The 15187-nt window shown below is 63.7% G+C and carries 15 protein-coding genes, 1 tRNA gene, 2 pseudogenes and 1 riboswitch; of the genes and pseudogenes, 10 read left to right on the top strand and 8 right to left on the bottom strand.

Going from position 1 to position 15187, the window contains the following annotated elements:
• Positions 1 to 5: 5 nt before the first annotated feature.
• Genes VQ042_RS09300 through thiB form a run of 3 tightly spaced genes read right to left on the bottom strand, consistent with a single transcriptional unit; the run spans position 6 to position 3430 of the window.
• Positions 6 to 740, bottom strand: coding sequence for a thiamine ABC transporter ATP-binding protein (locus VQ042_RS09300; RefSeq protein ID WP_331818451.1), 735 nt, complete (start codon positions 738 to 740; stop codon positions 6 to 8).
• The gene (gene thiP / locus VQ042_RS09295; protein WP_331818449.1) at positions 737 to 2362 is read right to left on the bottom strand and encodes a thiamine/thiamine pyrophosphate ABC transporter permease; all 1626 of its coding nucleotides are present in this window, start codon (positions 2360 to 2362) and stop codon (positions 737 to 739) included. Before thiP ends, VQ042_RS09300 begins: the two co-directional genes overlap by 4 nt.
• Before the next feature lie 36 nt (positions 2363 to 2398).
• Positions 2399 to 3430 carry a thiamine ABC transporter substrate binding subunit gene (gene thiB, locus VQ042_RS09290; protein WP_331818447.1) on the bottom strand — a complete coding sequence of 344 codons (1032 nt, stop codon included), beginning with the start codon at positions 3428 to 3430 and terminating at the stop codon, positions 2399 to 2401.
• Positions 3431 to 3480: 50 nt separating this feature from the next.
• A riboswitch (TPP riboswitch) is annotated at positions 3481 to 3577 on the bottom strand.
• Positions 3578 to 3797: 220 nt separating this feature from the next.
• Here thiB and VQ042_RS09285 point away from each other — a divergent pair.
• The 4 genes and pseudogenes from VQ042_RS09285 to VQ042_RS25965 form a co-directional block, all read left to right on the top strand.
• On the top strand, positions 3798 to 4439 hold the full coding sequence (locus tag VQ042_RS09285; RefSeq protein WP_331818445.1) for a thiamine diphosphokinase: 642 nt from the start codon (positions 3798 to 3800) through the stop codon (positions 4437 to 4439).
• Between the two features lie 70 nt (positions 4440 to 4509).
• Positions 4510 to 4586: transfer RNA gene (locus tag VQ042_RS09280), tRNA-Arg, on the top strand.
• A gap of 883 nt (positions 4587 to 5469) precedes the next feature.
• Positions 5470 to 5620, top strand: a pseudogene (locus VQ042_RS09275) (MBL fold metallo-hydrolase); the annotation flags it as partial.
• Positions 5621 to 5878: pseudogene (locus tag VQ042_RS25965) on the top strand (hypothetical protein); the annotation flags it as partial.
• Between the two features lie 83 nt (positions 5879 to 5961).
• On the opposite strand, the gene VQ042_RS09265 reads toward VQ042_RS25965, so the two are convergent.
• Both VQ042_RS09265 and VQ042_RS09260 read right to left on the bottom strand, forming a co-directional pair.
• Positions 5962 to 6261 (bottom strand): hypothetical protein, encoded by a 300-nt coding sequence (locus tag VQ042_RS09265; protein ID WP_331818443.1) that lies wholly within the window; start codon positions 6259 to 6261, stop codon positions 5962 to 5964.
• Positions 6262 to 6387: 126 nt separating this feature from the next.
• Positions 6388 to 6906: a MarR family winged helix-turn-helix transcriptional regulator gene (locus VQ042_RS09260; protein ID WP_331818441.1), complete on the bottom strand. Its 519-nt coding sequence runs from the start codon at positions 6904 to 6906 to the stop codon at positions 6388 to 6390.
• A 65-nt stretch (positions 6907 to 6971) separates the two neighbouring features.
• Here VQ042_RS09260 and VQ042_RS09255 point away from each other — a divergent pair, with 65 nt between their 5' ends.
• Together VQ042_RS09255 and VQ042_RS09250 are read left to right on the top strand one after the other, a co-directional pair.
• Positions 6972 to 7277, top strand: a complete 306-nt coding sequence (locus VQ042_RS09255; protein WP_331818439.1) for a hypothetical protein — start codon at positions 6972 to 6974, stop codon at positions 7275 to 7277.
• A gap of 126 nt (positions 7278 to 7403) precedes the next feature.
• Positions 7404 to 7685, top strand: coding sequence for a hypothetical protein (locus tag VQ042_RS09250; protein ID WP_331818437.1), 282 nt, complete (start codon positions 7404 to 7406; stop codon positions 7683 to 7685).
• A 703-nt stretch (positions 7686 to 8388) separates the two neighbouring features.
• Here the strand turns inward: VQ042_RS09250 and VQ042_RS09245 are convergent.
• Positions 8389 to 10059, bottom strand: a complete 1671-nt coding sequence (locus VQ042_RS09245) for a GGDEF domain-containing protein (protein WP_331818435.1) — start codon at positions 10057 to 10059, stop codon at positions 8389 to 8391.
• Between the two features lie 98 nt (positions 10060 to 10157).
• Here VQ042_RS09245 and VQ042_RS09240 point away from each other — a divergent pair, with 98 nt between their 5' ends.
• A complete protein-coding gene (locus tag VQ042_RS09240) occupies positions 10158 to 10445 on the top strand; it encodes a hypothetical protein (RefSeq protein ID WP_331818433.1) in 288 nt (95 codons plus the stop codon).
• Positions 10446 to 10461: 16 nt separating this feature from the next.
• Here the strand turns inward: VQ042_RS09240 and VQ042_RS09235 are convergent, their stop codons facing one another.
• Positions 10462 to 11847: a hypothetical protein gene (locus VQ042_RS09235; RefSeq protein WP_331818510.1), complete on the bottom strand. Its 1386-nt coding sequence runs from the start codon at positions 11845 to 11847 to the stop codon at positions 10462 to 10464.
• A 557-nt stretch (positions 11848 to 12404) separates the two neighbouring features.
• Between VQ042_RS09235 and VQ042_RS09230 the strand changes: the two genes are divergently transcribed.
• Both VQ042_RS09230 and VQ042_RS09225 read left to right on the top strand, forming a co-directional pair.
• Positions 12405 to 12773 carry a YkgJ family cysteine cluster protein gene (locus VQ042_RS09230; RefSeq protein WP_331818431.1) on the top strand — a complete coding sequence of 123 codons (369 nt, stop codon included), beginning with the start codon at positions 12405 to 12407 and terminating at the stop codon, positions 12771 to 12773.
• Between the two features lie 313 nt (positions 12774 to 13086).
• Entirely contained in the window at positions 13087 to 13368 is a 282-nt protein-coding gene (locus VQ042_RS09225) for a hypothetical protein (RefSeq protein ID WP_331818429.1), read from the top strand.
• Positions 13369 to 13446: 78 nt separating this feature from the next.
• On the opposite strand, the gene ald is transcribed toward VQ042_RS09225, so the two are convergent.
• A complete protein-coding gene (gene ald, locus VQ042_RS09220; protein WP_331818427.1) occupies positions 13447 to 14562 on the bottom strand; it encodes an alanine dehydrogenase in 1116 nt (371 codons plus the stop codon).
• A 131-nt stretch (positions 14563 to 14693) separates the two neighbouring features.
• Between ald and VQ042_RS09215 the strand changes: the two genes are divergently transcribed.
• The gene (locus tag VQ042_RS09215) at positions 14694 to 15167 is read left to right on the top strand and encodes an Lrp/AsnC family transcriptional regulator (RefSeq protein ID WP_331818425.1); all 474 of its coding nucleotides are present in this window, start codon (positions 14694 to 14696) and stop codon (positions 15165 to 15167) included.
• Positions 15168 to 15187 lie beyond the last annotated feature (20 nt).

Below are 15187 nucleotides of genomic sequence, written 5' to 3'. Positions count from 1 at the left end.
GCGGTTTAGGTCGATCGCTCCGGCGGGAGCGTGCCGAGATAGCGGGCCACGCGCGGATCGGCTCTTCCCGACAGAAGCGTACGCGTCGGTCCGATCGCAACGATTGCCCCCGCTTCGAGAAACGCCGTCCGATCGGCGTGGCCGACTGCGTCCTCCGGATGGTGCGTGACCATGACGATCGCCGGTGGCTGCGTGCGGGCCGCCCGCAGTTGCGTCAGGATTGCCAGCATCTCGCGCCGAAGGGCGGGCCCCAGAGCAGCGAAGGGTTCGTCCAGGAGGAGCAATTGACGGTCGCGAAGGAAGACGCGAGCCAGCGCTACGCGCTGGCGTTCGCCGCCCGACATCTCGCTCGGGCGGCGCTTGCCGAAGCCCGCCAGCCCGACTTCCGCCAGCGCCCCCTCGACCCGGCGTCGATCCGCCGCCGTGAGCCGCAGATCCGGTGCGATGCCCAGGGCCACATTGCGGAAGACGTCGAGTTGGGGGAACAGGTTGTTGTCCTGGAAGACGATGCTGAGCGGCCGTTCTGCGGGGGCAACGCCGGCCATCGGTCGCCCGGCTATGGTGATATGACCCGCCGAGGGCGCCGCGAAGCCGGCGGCAAGGTCGAGCAACGTCGACTTCCCGGCGCCACTGGGACCGATGACCGCCAGCCACTCGCCGCTTTTCACTGCCAGGTCGAAACGCATCTCGCTGTCGCCATGGTCGAAGCGGACATCGTCGAAAACAAGAGCGTCCTTCATGTCCGGTTCCTTCGCGCAAGGCCGCGCTCGGCCAGCGCCATCAGCGACAAGCAGAGGATACCGAGGAGGAGCGCCAGCCCCGCGGCATCGCTGGTGCGATAGCTGCCCATGCGTTGCAGGAGAAGATAGGGCAATGTCACCAGATCTTGGCTGCCGAACAGGGCGATGGCGCCGAGATCGCCGAGCGAGATCGCCAGGGCAAAGGCGAAGCCGAGGGCAACCGGTGCGCGCAGCACCGGCCAGTCCACCACACGCAGTCGCGACAGGCCGGCAAGGCCGAGACTGTCAGCCAGCCGGCCAGTCGCGCGGTTCGCCGCTGACAGTGCCGGCCCGACGATCCGCACCACGAAGGGCACGGCCATCGCCGCGTTGGTGGCGACCACCACATAGGGTGCGGCGGCAAAGACATCGGTGACCTGCCTGAGGGCCAGGAACCAGCCCGCCCCCACGACAATGGGTGGCACGACGAGCACCAGGCTTGCTGTCGTCTCCATCCCCTTTCGCAGCGTTTCGCCCCCCGCCTGTCGTGCCCCCCACGGGCCAGCGCGCAACGCTTCCATCGCCAGGACGATGGCGACCGACAAGACCAGGGCCAGAAGCGACGCCGCGATGGCGATGACGAGGCTGGTCAGCGTCGCGCGATGCACTGCCGGATCGGCCAGGAGCCGCGCCAGATCCGCTTCCAGGCCGCGGACCACCACCGCGATGAAGGGCGACAGGACGAAGGCAATGCCGAGAAACAGGATCACAGCATCGAAGACTGCGCGGCCGCGGCTCCTGCGGTCGTAGCGCAGCGCCCGGCCGCCGAGGCCGAAGCCGGCGGCCACATCGCCACCGAGGCGGGTCGCGAACCACAGGATGATCGCCGTCAGGCCAATCTGCGTCAGTGACAGGGTGATCGCGCGACCGGGATCGAAATCGTAGCGCAGCGACTGGTAGATCGCGACTTCCAGCGTCGTCGCACCGGGTCCGCCGCCCAGTACGAGGACCAAGGTGAAGCTGGTCACGCAGAGCATGAAGATCAGGCTGGCCGCCGCCGGCAGAGCACTGCGCAGGGCAGGCCATTCGACCACCTTGAAGGTGGCGAGCGGGCTCAGCGAGAGTTGCCCGGCCAGCTTCCAGCTTTCTGCCGGCACGCGGTCAAGGCCCGCTACCATCAGACGCGCAGCCAGGGGAAGGTTGAAGAAGACATGGGCGATCAGGATGCCGGACAGGCCGTAGATATCCAGCCGCGCGAGCCCGACTGCCACGAAGGCGTCGGATACGATGCCGTTGCGGCCCCAGATCGTCAGGATCGCGAGCGCGCCGACGAGCACGGGCAGCGCCTGCGGCAGCAGGAAAAGGCGAAGCACCGCCCGGCGACCGGGGAACCGCGCGCGGTGGAGCGCGAGCGCCAGCGGAATGGCACCTGCCACCGACAGGAGCGTGGAAAGCACCGCCTGCTCCAAGGTGAACAGGACGACGCCGAGTAGGTAGCGATCACCGGCCAAGGTCCGAAAATCGGGCGCCGCACCGGTCGCTACGAGAAGAACGAAGAAGGCGCCAGCCAGAAAGCCGACGAGGATCGTGGCGGCTCCGAGGCCGAGGCCGATCCGCCAGGCACGGTCCGCAGCGCCGGTCATGTTCGTCTCATCATGCGGTGCCGTCCGCCCCGACCATCAGCGGCCGATGGCCTCGAGCCATTCCCGCGTCCACTCCCGGCGGTTGGCCGCGACGGTTTGCGGATCGATCATCAGCGGCGTATCGACCTGAACCAGCCGGTCGAAGGCTTCCGGAAGTTCGACGCCGTCCAGCACGGGCAGCGTCCAGTTGGTCGTGGGGATCAGCGACTGCACGTCGGCGGACAGCATGAAGGTCAGGAAGCGCGTGGCGAGTTCGGGATGGTCGGTCTTCTCCAGCATCGCAGCCACCTCGATCTGCAGATACTGCCCCTCCGCAAAGCTTGCGGCCTGGTACCGATCCGTCCCCTCCTCGATCATGTGATAAGCGGGCGAGGTCGTGTAGCTCAGCACCATCGGCACCTCCCCGCTGGTGAACAGGCCATAGGCCTCGCTCCAGCCGGGCGTCACCGTCAGGATCCGCCGCGAGAGCTGCTTCCACTTCGCCGCCGCCTCGTCGCCATAAAGCTTTTTCATCCACAGCATCAAGCCGAGCCCCGGCGTCGAGGTGCGAGCATCCTCGATGGCGATCTTCATTTCCGGATCGCCATTGACCAGATCCTCAAGGCTCGCCGGCGGCTCGGCGATCGCCTGCGTATCGTAGACGAAGGCCAGATACGAATAGTCGTAGGGGACGAAGACCTCGTCCGAAAAGCCGGTCGGGACATCCAGCGCCGACAGGTCGACGCCGCTGGGCGAGAACAGGCCCGTCGCCTTGGCCTCGGGAATGAGATCGGTGGTCAGCCCCAGGACGACATCGGCCTCGGTCGACGGTCCTTCCAGCTTCAACCGGTTGAGGATCGCAACGCCGTCCTCGAGGCCGACAAATCGCAGGTCGCAATTACACACCGCCTCGAAGCCGGCTTCGATCTTCGGTCCCGGACCCCATTCGGGCGTGAAGCTCTCATAGGTGTAGACGGAGAGCACCGGCTTTTCGACTTGGGCGTCCGCCACCTTCGGCCCCGCAAGCAGGGCAGTGCAGGCGATGAGCCCCCAGGCTGCAAGCGCAAATTGATCGGAAAGTCTGGCCATTGCGGTGCCTTTCGGTGCGGCGGCCTTCGAAACGAAAGCGTCCGCGTGGCACCCACCGACGCTCGCATCCCTACGCCGGCATGATCCGGATCAGGTTCGTCGGGTCGGCCTGCGCCTCTCAGCCCGAAGGCACCCCGTGTGAGCAATTCCAGACTTAGAGGGCACACCGACCGCAGGCAAGGGCGCCGGCTTTTCTTGGCTTTACTAGTCCTATGGACGCAAACCTCGCTCCCAGTCCTGTCCCGAGTTTGGCGGCGTGGCGTGGGACGGCGCCACTTCTGCTGGACTGCCGACCACGTCCGTCTTCGTCCGGTAGCCTCACAGCTGGCAATTGGCCTTTTCCGGGCAATGCTATAGGCGAGCGACGATGTCGCGCTTTTCCGTTCTCCTTGCCGGCCATGTCGCCCCGACCCCCGATCTTGCAATCGCGATCGCCGGCACGCGGGTGATCGCGGCTGATGACGGCGTACGCCACGCCGCGGCGTTGGGCGTGACGCCGGAACTCTGGGTGGGCGATTTCGATTCCAGCCCGCCGCGGCCAGCGATCGAGATGACCAGCCTGCCGCGCGAACCCTACCCCCGCGACAAGGCGATGACCGATGGCGAGATCGCCATCGAGGCGGCACTGGCACGCGGCGCAAGCCGGCTGCTTCTCGTGGGCGCCCTCGGCGGGCCGCGCAGTGATCACGCCTTTGCCCATCTGATCCTGGCGCTGCGCTATGCAGCCCGCGGCATCGAGGTGGAGCTCTTCGACGGCATCGAACGCGCGTGGCCTCTCGGCCCGGACCGGCGATGCTTCGATCTGGTTCCCGGCGCGCAGTTCTCGATCCTGAAATTCTCGGACGTCTCGGGATTGACCATCACGGGGGCGAAATGGCCGCTTGAGGCCGTCGACCTGCCCTTCCACTCGATTCTCACCCAGTCGAACGAGGCGCTCGGCCCGATCACGGTGTCGCTCCGCGGCGGGGCCGCCCTGCTGCTCGCCCAAAGCGATGCGAACGTACGCTAACGCCACTCCCGGTCATCGCCGCCAGCGGGCTTGGCGAATACCCTCAGCTTCGACTATGTTGCATCGCGTGGGTCCCGTAGCTCAGCAGGATAGAGCATCAGATTCCTAATCTGAGGGTCACTGGTTCGAATCCAGTCGGGATCACCAACGTCATCAAAGACTTATGACGATACGGAATGTGGTAGCCAGTGAGCGGGGGACGGGGTGGGGACGGCTTGGTAATTTCCGCGACTCGATGACGACGCGGTTGCGCGTTGGTCAGAAGGGCAGCGGCCTGGGGTTTCGACCCAAAAATCTCGTGTTTCGACACAGGGTTTCCGCGCACCTGTGTCGAAACATTGTGCGAAACAGGTGGATGGCTGGGTCGAAACCCACGCTCGCTCAAGGATCTCCGGAACTGAAAATTCGGCATGCTTCCAATTGGGACACGAAGCTTGCCATTCGCGTCTCTCCCCACATCGCACATCTTCAAGGCCGCCTTGAGGATCGGGCCAAAGACACGCGCCGGCTCGCGGCTGTTGCCCGTTGAAGTGAAAAAGACGAACGGCGACATAAACTTCTGCGGCGAACTTTCCCGGCCGCTCTCCGATGAAGGAAGCAGCCTTACCACTGGTGGAATTTGACTTCTGCGCGGCAGACCTAGCCGGCGCTGCTATATGTCCGGCCTTCTTGCCGCCTACACAGACGGCGAGACTCACGCCAACATTCTGTCTGGGAATTGGCCACTACGCTCGGCGATATAACGAACGTATTCTTCAACGTATTCCGAGCTGATCAAAGGCACCTGCGCGAATCAGACGTCGTACTCCCCGTCAAACTTCGCGAGAAGATGACCACGTCCAAGAAGGCGTTCCGAGCACATTGACCCGTGTCAACGCGGCGGCGCCCAGAGCGCTTTAGCTGGCGTGATATTCGGGTTCCGGGTGACACCGCTTTTGCGCGAACGGGGAAACTGGTTTGGCCTGTTCAAGATACAGTATCAGCCGGGAGAGCAGGCTGCGGCGACACACGTTACGCAAGGGAGAAAGCCATGACAGGATATCCCATCGACATGTCCGTCAAACCGGACGTCCAGAGCGTTTTTCGATACGGCCACCAACACCGTCAGCTATGTGGTGAAGGATCCCGCCTCGACTTCCTGCGCCGTGATCGACAGCGTTATGGACATCGACTACGCCGCCAACGATGAGGCCATCCAGCGCCTCGTCGGCGAGTTGCTGCTCGAGCAAAATGATGAGTGGGCGGTTCTGCGGGCCAGGTACATGACANTGGACATCGACTACGCCGCCAACGATGAGGCCATCCAGCGCCTCGTCGGCGAGTTGCTGCTCGAGCAAAATGATGAGTGGGCGGTTCTGCGGGCCAGGTACATGACACTGGAATCTGTCGCTCCCCTGAGCGATGATCCTCTCGTCAGCCTGCCAGCAATGGCGCGCTGATCAGCCCGGCCTTGCCGGAAAGCGCCGTGCGAAGCCGTGAGCTACACCACGCCCTGGGACACGATCGCGCCGAGGGCTTGCCGCTATATCGGCTTACTCACGTCATTGAACGCTCGCTGGTCTGCAAGGCATCCCGCATTGAACTCGTTGACGATCCATCCAATGTCCGCAGCCGCGGCCATTGCGTGTACCTGCTCCTGGATATAGCGGACTTGAAGCAGGGCTTCGATCAGCGAGCTTTCGATGTTGAACGGCACCGGGTCACCAGGATCCGCTTGCCCCGGATCGAACGCGAAGAAATCCTGCGCTTTCTCGATGTTCCCGACGACAGCCGAAAGTTCGCGCCAAACGATCGCAAGTTTGTCTGCTTGCCCTAGTGACATCGTCAATCTCCGAAGCTCGCCTACGAACATCGGACCTAACGTAATTTCGTTTATATTCAGCGAACGCGCGTGTGGGGCCGAAGTCTCTGGGGAAGGTATTCGGCCGTAGGGACCGGGAGTCTGGCTTCAGCGGGCAAATGAGAGGGCGTTTTCTTCGTCGGTGTCGGGCTTCTGGCGCTTTCGGAGCGATTCCGCCCGGTTCTTGAGATGGCCATCCAGAAGCTCCAGGCTTTCTCTGATTGCACTGATTTCAGACGGAGGAAGATCACGGAACAGTTCTCGTTCGAGGCGCTGCCGGATTGCTTCGACAGATCGTTGAAGCTCCGCGCCATCCGGCGTGAGAACCACGCCCGTCTTCCGCCGGTCGTGCGGATCTGCCACGCGATGCACGAACCCCTTGGCTTCTAGCAATGAGAGCATCCTTGACGCGGTCGGCGGACGAATCCCCAAACGTTGGGCGATGGCGGTGACCGATTTCGGCTGACATTCTGACAAGATGCGCATCATTTCATCTTGCCCGATAACCAGGCCTGCTTCACGCACGGCGAGATCGACGTAGACCCGGGTCAGCTTACCGACACGGAGAAGGTCTTTGACGAGGCGATACTCGGAGATCGTCACATTGAGATGACTTTTTTCGTCCACGCCGACTCACCTGCTCCAGCTTCCGTAAAGTTTTATACGCTTCAGCCGAAGATCGCGGAAGACTGGTGCCGGCGAGATCACCCGTCCTCTTCCGCCGCCTCCACGATCCGATCTTTCGCGTCGATGGGCAGCGCTTCCCACGCCATGATGACGGTTTTCACGTAGCGCGGCGTCCCGGACTGCCATTTCCCTCGCAGCTGCGTGCTGACGGTGTCCTCAGTCTAAGGCATGTCGCCATCAAGCTCGCAAATGATTCGGCGGCAGCGCTGATGATCGTGCACGGGATGCCGACGCCGCACGACCCCGATATCCGGCGAGAGATGGCGGCGACGATATTGAAAGATGCGATCGCCGACGCGCCGTCCAGCTAGATCAAAACGAGAACATCCCCTAGCCTCCGGTTCACCCAGAATCGGAGGCTTCTCTTGTCTAGGCGATCTCGCTATGTCCGTCCCCTTGGCATCCTGCCCCCAGACGCAGGCATCACGGACATGCACATGCGCACCATCATCGCGCTCGCGATCGAAGAGATCCCCGTCGACATGAGGGCCCGGATCGCGATGAAGCGGCCGGCCGTGTCGTGGCAAGATTACGATGAGGCCCGGCGCCCGACGACGCTAGTCGTCCTCCGCTTCCACTCCGTTTTCGACGTCGACCTCTTCGCGCTCTTCCTGGTCTCCGCACGCGGTCAGCCCCACACTGGCCATGAGAGCGAGAGCGACGATGGCCGGGGTTCGAATATTCATTGGTCTGCCTCCGGTGATGGACATCTTCGGTAGAACGACGCGGATGGGCAGAAGTTGCCTCTCATCACAAGCGGTAGATCACCGCCCCCGAAAGCGCTCCGACTGAATGACACGGCATGAGCGCCAGGGGCAGTAGCAAGCCGAACTCATAGACCAATGCTGGAAGCGACTTTCTCGAAGGCGCAGCTTCGTCTGACATATCGGCCGGCCTTGTTCGCCGGACGGGGTCCGCCGAACCCGAGCGCTTCGTTACGCGCCACGAGACTGCCATGGTGGGCAAGCGCAGTGCGATCCTCTTCGCGTCGCACAGCCAGACACCCAAATTGAACCTGCTCATCTGCGACAAGCGAGTTCGCCGCCCCCCGATGGTCTCGCAACTATCCGGCCGAGTAGTGCACAGATATCCTACTTGGCCTTCATGGGAGTGTCCGACCGGTTCACTGTGATCAAACCAACGCTGAATCACAGCATACAAGCGACGAAGGACTGCGCGGGACACGACCTGATCGTTAAGCATCAGCGCAAGAGCCGACTTTCGCGAACCGGATCTGGCGGAGAACGCTTGCATCTTGCCTGGCAGGGTGGGATGTCGGGTTGAAATGCTCTGACCGGCTCATACCTTGAGTTTCAAAGACTATCCGTCCACCAAGGCATCCTTCATCATGGTTTGCCGGCCTCTGCGGCGACGTCAGCAAACGAGGTACTCCGACATGCTGGGCTGCAGCAGCACTGCTGGCTATCGGTATCCTGGCGCTCGTCGCAGGCGGCATGGTCTGGCTGGTCTGGACGACTTTGTCGGCGCTGATCGGGTTGCGGGCATAGAGCCGACAGCCACGAAAGGCGCCACCACAGGCGGCAAAAGACCAGATAGGTCAATCTGATACCCGGTTTGATCGCTACTGCGGGAAGTCTTGGCAGGTCCTGCGGCGACACACCCAGACGTCGAGAAGTCGGCTGCTTCCTTTGCCGGGACAGCGAACTCGACACGGTTGCGGCCGCGTTGCTTGGCCAGGAACAACGCTTCGTCGGCAGCCTTGAAGAGGCGTTTGAAGGAGAGGTCCTCCCCCTGCTGGGTCGCGACGCCGACGCTGACGGTGACGTTGCCCGTCTCCCGGTCCCTGTGAAACACGTCCGCATCAACCGCGGAGCGGATCCGCTCGGCCGTGTGGGCTGCCGCCGCCAGCGTGGTGTCGGCCATCGCCACGACGACTTCCTCTCCCCCGAACCGGGCAAGCGCGTCGGATTTGCGGACACTGGCCCGCACCACCGCCGCGACCTTCTGGAGGATCGCGTCGCCGACATCGTGGCCGTAATTGTCGTTGACCTCCTTGAAGCGATCAATGTCGATGACCAGCACCGATATCGGCTTACCGTTGCGCTGCGCCGTCTCGACCATCTCACTGGTGCGGCGCTCGAGATGGCGGCGATTGGGCAGGAGCGTCAACGGGTCGGTCGTTGCCTCCGCTTCCAGAGCCCGACCAAAGACGAAGGCCTTGCGCTCATTGCAGAGGAAACGGCCAAGGATGAGGACGCCGAGGACGTCCGCGATGATCATCGGGCCGATCGTCCGCAGGAAGATCTCCCCCGCATTGTCGACGGGAACCGTCAGGATGAAGAGCAGCGGCACGTTGCTGAAGAAGCCGAGCATGAGCAGTTGGCGCGTGCCGGCAGGGCGCATGTTTTCGAAGATGCAATAGGCGAAGATCGCCCCCACGCCGGCGGTCGTGACGATGTTGGCGATCCCGGGCAGCGCTGCGGAACCGCCGAGATACAGGCGATAGGCGCTGGTCACCGCCGCGGCCACCGTTGCGGCGCCCGGGCCGCCGAAAGGCGCCGCCAGAACCAGCATCACGGCACGTGGATCGATACGCAAGCCGGGCGCCAACTCGACGGCATTTGCGATCGACAGCGATGCACCGACCCCGAACAAAAGGCCCAGCGCGATGCCGCGAGCAATTCCCGGCTCGGCTGTGCGGAGCGCCCTGCCATACAGCATCGTCACGAGAGCGAAGATGCCCAGCCCGTTCACGACCCCCAGGAAGAATTCCGTCGATGGCACTGTCTGCTCCGGTTTACACGCCATCAGCATTAACCCGGAAGACGTTACGAAGCCGGAAATGCCGATGATGGACCGCTGGCGTGGCGCGGACATCCGCTCGCGCGATGGATCCCTCAGCATCGGGGCGGCCCGGCCGGTGACGGCCCGCCCGAGAGACTGTCGCGGCGCCCGCGGGGGCCCCGGGGCCCCCCGCCCGGCCGCCCCCGGCCCCCCCCCGGCCGCGCCACGCTCTCGGGCGGGGCCGCCCCCGCCGGGGCCCCCCCCCCCCGCGCCGGTGCGGCGGGGGGGGGGGTGCGGCGGCCCCCCGGCTCGTGCAGGATCGCGCCATGACCCGGCAACGATCCTCACTCGGCCTTTTCGGCATCTTCGGACGGTCAGAAGATCTGCGTCAGCTCGATCGGGCGCTCCGATCCGTCGATCTACATCCGCGAATGGTACCGGAGGCGGTGAAACTGACAGCGGTCAATCTGATGAAGGATCACGCTGTCGGCGCGACGCCCGCACCGCAAGCCTATCAGGCCGCCGCGGAAATCCTTGCCTATTGCATGATCGGCGCCGAAGGGTTCGCCGGCGCCAACGACGTGGCGCTGGCACTGCGGGTCGGCGAGCGGATCGAACGCGCCATGGAGGTCGGCGACAGCCTCGATGCCCAACTCGTTCTCGTCACCATGACGGCGAAAGTCATCCAGCCGAGCGTCATCGAGCGCTTCGAGCTGACGAGCGATCCGCAATAAGGATCTGCGCAATGCACTACTTGGCGATGCGCAGGCTCGACACCTGCTCCGTGATTGCATCGAAGGCTGCGAGCAGATCGCTGGAGCTCTTGGCGTCGTAATAGAGCTTCTTCGTCGGATCGATGATGCCGTAGGAAGCACATTGCTCCAACAGCTTCTTGACCGATGAGCCGTCTTCCAGGTCAAAGGCGATGGTGAAGATGACGATCCCGTCCTCGCCGGTCACCTTGCGGCCATCATCCTTGATGTTCTGGCAGATCGCCGCGACCTTCTCGTTCATCGCGGTCACGAAGCTCGACGCTCGCGCCTTCTTGTTGGTTTTGCCGGTGGTATCATCGAAGATGCGGCCCCAGCGGTGATTGCCATAGGCATCATAGGTACTGGCGTAGCCGAATGTCCCGTAACCGGATTCGTTGTAGTCGTTCTTGTTGCCGCCGTAATTATTGTCGCCGTCGGTCATCAACACCAGGACCTTGAGGTTGTCCTTGGCATCCTCGGCCCGCCCTTGGCTAAAAGGCTCGCGGGCGGAAAGCACGCGCCAGCCCCAGGCTATGCCTTCGGGGATGTTTGTTTCCCCTGCCGCCGTCATTGCGTTGATCGCTGCATCAACGGTCGCTTTGACGTCGGTCAGGGGCGTGATGGGGGTCGTGCGACAGCCGCGATTCGGCCCCTCGCCTTTTCCCCGCGGCGAACTTGCGCCGAAATATTTAGCAATTTGCGATTGCGCCGTCATCGCTGCGTCAGCCGATATGCGCGACGTCCCGCCATCCATGAAGTAGTCGTTGTCGCCGTTGCTGCCGTCGTATTCGTCCGGCGCAAAGGTTGGGACGAACAGCGTGTCTGGCGCGAGGTAGGCCGGTTCCGCGTCGGTGATCGCCAGACCGCCGGGCCGCGATTCCACGCAGCCCTTCCACGGACCCAGTTCGTCCCGGTGGACGCCATTCTTGTAGACGAAGAACCGTGTCAGCGGCGTCTTGGAGGAGATCTCCTGCCAGTAGTCGTCGGTCGCACTCCTCTCCGCAAGCCTCGCGCCACTGCTCGATTTCCAGTTGGCCCAGTCGAGATACTCGTTGTGGATCGACGAGCGTCCCTTGGTGTCCATCCAGGCAGCGCTCGCATTGTCCGGCCCGACATTGACGGCCGCGGCGAAGGGAACCACGCCGAACTGCACCGGCAGTTCCAGGGTCGAGGAGGCGGCGCCTTTCAGGAACTGCGCGGTCAGGTTGGTGGCGGCCTCCTTGATCGTATTGATCTTGCGCTTGCCACCACCGGATTTCGGCTTGCTTCCCATCGAGCCAGAATTGTCCAGAACCATGACCAGCTCGATTGACTGGTTCTGGACGACGATCTGGCTTCGCGCGGCCAGCGGAAAGGCGCTCCAGTCGAGTTCGCCGCCGGTCACGAAGGACAGCAAATCGCCGAAGATCGTCGGGTGCTGGCGGGCTGCCGAAACCTGCAGGACGGTGTTGCCGTCCTTGTCAAACACGCCGTCATAGGCGAACTGGGTAGATTTTCGCGCTTCCGCGCCAGCGTTCTCGAAGAAGTAGCCTTCGGCGACCTTCGAAAGATGCGCGTTCTCCTGATTGTTGGCATATTCTCGGCCGGCTGCGAGCGCCGCAATGTCGACCGAATGCTGGAGATTGCGCTTCGACGCGTAGATTCCGGAGATGTCCACCGCGGCGCCCATGCAGCAGGCAAGGATCGGCAGCGTAAGTCCGAAGACGATCGCCACATTGCCGGATTGGGCGGCGCGAAACCGCGTACATGTCGAGCTTTTCACGAGACCAGCCTCCACCACGATCCGTTCGTGGAGACACGAGCTTACCGTTGCGGCGTTTCCATATGGTTTCCCCAGGGGGATGAATCCGTTCGAACGGTCACCCAGTTCGTGCGAACGTTAAAAATTCGTTCTCGCACGCCGCATTGACCGGCCTGCCGAAGGCTGCAAGAAGCGCGACGATGATCCCGTCCGATGCTGCCTTCGACTGTCAGGCCTGCGGCGCCTGCTGCGCCTATTCGGCTGACTGGCCACGTTTCTCCATCGAAAGCGATGCAGACCTCGATCGCATCCCCGCCGCGCTCGTCGCCGGCAATCTCAGCGGCATGCGTTGCGAGAACGATCGCTGCGCGGCCCTGGCCGGCACGGTCGGGGCCGGTACGACCTGCACGATCTATGCCCTGCGTCCGCAGGTGTGTCGCGAGTGCTTGCCCGGCGGTGAGGATTGCCGCATGGCACGGCAGCGCTTCGGTCTGGAATGTGATATGCTCCCGCCAACGGGCGTGACATTCCAGGAAGACAGCCCCATCTCGGCCAACGCGCGAGAGTGAAATTTCCGCCGGCCGCTACATATATATTTGAAAGACGGGTTCGGCCTTTGGCCTGATCCCATGCATTGGCGATTTCCAGAGTATGCCGATGCCAGTCTAGCTTGCCGCGAAGCCCGGCAACGACGGCCATGACGACGGGCCGCAGACTGCGGAAGATTTTTGCCGACCGTATTGCGGATCGGGGACCGCTGAAGGCGAGCCCTGTTTGGCATGCGACGGCACCGGACGTATCGCCGAAATCGTTGGCGACGCCTGACAACACGGCTCGGCTTGCATTGCAGGCCGAGCGACTTTTGAAGAAGCGAGGACACAGATGGCAGCCAGGGCAGCCCATGAAGACCGAACCTACAAGGTGACCGAAGCGGTCGATCTCGGCGAAGGTCTCATTCTCCCCGAGGGAACCTACCCCGGACGTCTGCAATGGACGGAATTCTCCCAGGTCAACGGACCGCCGCGGATCGTCAGCCAGCGCTTCGTCCTGCCGCTTTCGGCGGCCGAAGTGAAGGGCTATGGCGGCAAGCTCGGCCGCACCCAGAAGCTGCGGGAGGTGGATATTTCCAAGCTCGTGGCGAACGGCCTGATCGTCGAGGTCTGACGACGTCGGCACCTATGTGCCGGATGATGTGCAAGGGGCGGCGGTCGGGATCGATCGGCCGCCCTTTTTCGTGCTGCGTCAGGCAGCCAGCGCCTTGCGGGCGTCGACCATTTCGCGCCCGAGGGAGTCGGCGACGGCGCGGTTGGTGATCAGGCCGCGATGGACGTTCAGCCCGTGCATCAGATGCGGATCGTTCGACAGCGCCACCAGGCCGGAATCGGCCAGCGCCAGTCCGAAGGGCAGTGTCGCGTTGTTGAGGGCGTGCGCCGAGGTAATCGGCACGGCGCCCGGCATGTTGGCGACGCAATAATGCACGACGCCGTCGATCTCGAAGGTCGGGTCGGCATGGGTGGTGGCGTGGGACGTCTCAAAGCAGCCGCCCTGGTCGATGGCGACATCCACCAGCACAGCGCCCTTCTTCATGCCCGGCAGCATGTCCCGCCTCACCAGCTTCGGCGCCGAAGCGCCGGGAATGAGGACGGCCCCGATGACCGCGTCGGCGGCAAAGACCTCCTCCTCGATGGCGGTGCGAGTGGAATAGCGGGTCTGGACCCGGCCGGCGAAGAGATCGTCGAGTTCGCGCAGCCGGGCGATCGACCGGTCGAGAATGGTCACATCGGCGCCGAGGCCGATTGCCATCTTGGCGGCTTCCTTGCCGACCACGCCGCCGCCGATGATGACCACCTTGCCGCAGGCCACGCCCGGCACGCCGCCGAGCAGCACGCCGCGGCCGCCATGGGCCTTTTCCAGCGCATGGGCCGCGGCCTGGATCGACAGCCGGCCGGCGACTTCCGACATGGGGGCGAGCAACGGCAGACCTCCACGGCCGTCGGTCACCGTCTCGTAGGCTACGGCCGTCACCCCGGAGGCGATCAGGCCCTCGGTCTGCTTCGGATCCGGGGCGAGATGCAGATAGGTGTAGATGATCTGGCCGTCGCGCAGTTGCGCCCATTCGGCGGGCTGCGGTTCCTTGACCTTCACCACCATGTCGGCCGTGCGGAAGATTTCCGCCGCGTCCGGGGCAATGGTGGCACCCGCAGCCTCGTAGTCCTCGTCACTGGCGTCGATGCCGGCGCCGGCGCCGGTCTCGATGATCACCGCATGGCCGTGCCCGACATATTCGCGTGTCGCCGACGGCGTCAGGCCGACGCGGTATTCGTTGTTCTTGATTTCCTTCGGGCAGCCGACGCGCATCGTATCCTCCATCTGTGGGCAGATGGATTGAAACGCCGCCTCGGCGCAAAGTCCCAGCCTTATCGAGCAGTTTCTCCGCCATTGTCGATGGATTCTTGCGTTCGGCGCCAGCTCTGCGCAATCTTCCTCGCATGGAGACGATCGACCGCTTCGACATACAGATCATGCGCACGCTGGAGCGGGAGGGCCGGCTGTCGAACGCGATGCTGGCCGAACGGGTCGGGTTGTCCGCCTCGGCCTGCTCGCGGCGGCTCGACCGGCTGGAGGCCAGCGGCGCGATCCGCGGCTATCACGCCAAGCTGTCCAACCGGACGCTCGGCCACACGATCACGGTCATCGTCAATATCGGCCTCTCTGGCCAGACCGAGCGGCAGCTTTCCGAATTCGAGGCGGCCGCGCGACGCTGCCCGAACGTCCTCGTCTGCTTCCTGATGTCCGGGGTATACGATTATCTGCTGCGCGTCGCGGCCCGCGATCTCGAAGATTACGAGCGCATTCACAAGACCTATCTGTCGTCGTTTCCCCATGTGGTGCGGATCAATTCGTCCTTCGCCCTGCGCGAAGTCCTCGATCGCACGACGGTTGGGATCGATCCCAACGTCTGACGAGGCCTGCATCTCCCCAG

The sequence above is a fragment of the Aurantimonas sp. A2-1-M11 genome, from assembly GCF_036549475.1.
Taxonomy (GTDB): Bacteria; Pseudomonadota; Alphaproteobacteria; order Rhizobiales; family Rhizobiaceae; genus Aurantimonas.
This window is presented reverse-complemented; position numbering and strand designations above follow the sequence as displayed.

Excerpts from the sequence above, each read along its gene's own strand:
- VQ042_RS09215 (WP_331818425.1), top strand. The coding sequence starts at position 14,694 with ATGGAGACGATCGACCGCTTCGACATACAGATCATGCGCACGCTGGAG.
- thiB (WP_331818447.1), bottom strand. The coding sequence starts at position 3,430 with ATGGCCAGACTTTCCGATCAATTTGCGCTTGCAGCCTGGGGGCTCATC.
- VQ042_RS09225 (WP_331818429.1), top strand. The coding sequence starts at position 13,087 with ATGGCAGCCAGGGCAGCCCATGAAGACCGAACCTACAAGGTGACCGAA.
- thiP (WP_331818449.1), bottom strand. The coding sequence starts at position 2,362 with ATGACCGGCGCTGCGGACCGTGCCTGGCGGATCGGCCTCGGCCTCGGA.
- ald (WP_331818427.1), bottom strand. The coding sequence starts at position 14,562 with ATGCGCGTCGGCTGCCCGAAGGAAATCAAGAACAACGAATACCGCGTC.
- VQ042_RS09250 (WP_331818437.1), top strand. The coding sequence starts at position 7,404 with ATGCGCACCATCATCGCGCTCGCGATCGAAGAGATCCCCGTCGACATG.
- VQ042_RS09265 (WP_331818443.1), bottom strand. The coding sequence starts at position 6,261 with ATGTCACTAGGGCAAGCAGACAAACTTGCGATCGTTTGGCGCGAACTT.
- VQ042_RS09230 (WP_331818431.1), top strand. The coding sequence starts at position 12,405 with ATGATCCCGTCCGATGCTGCCTTCGACTGTCAGGCCTGCGGCGCCTGC.
- VQ042_RS09285 (WP_331818445.1), top strand. The coding sequence starts at position 3,798 with ATGTCGCGCTTTTCCGTTCTCCTTGCCGGCCATGTCGCCCCGACCCCC.
- VQ042_RS09300 (WP_331818451.1), bottom strand. The coding sequence starts at position 740 with ATGAAGGACGCTCTTGTTTTCGACGATGTCCGCTTCGACCATGGCGAC.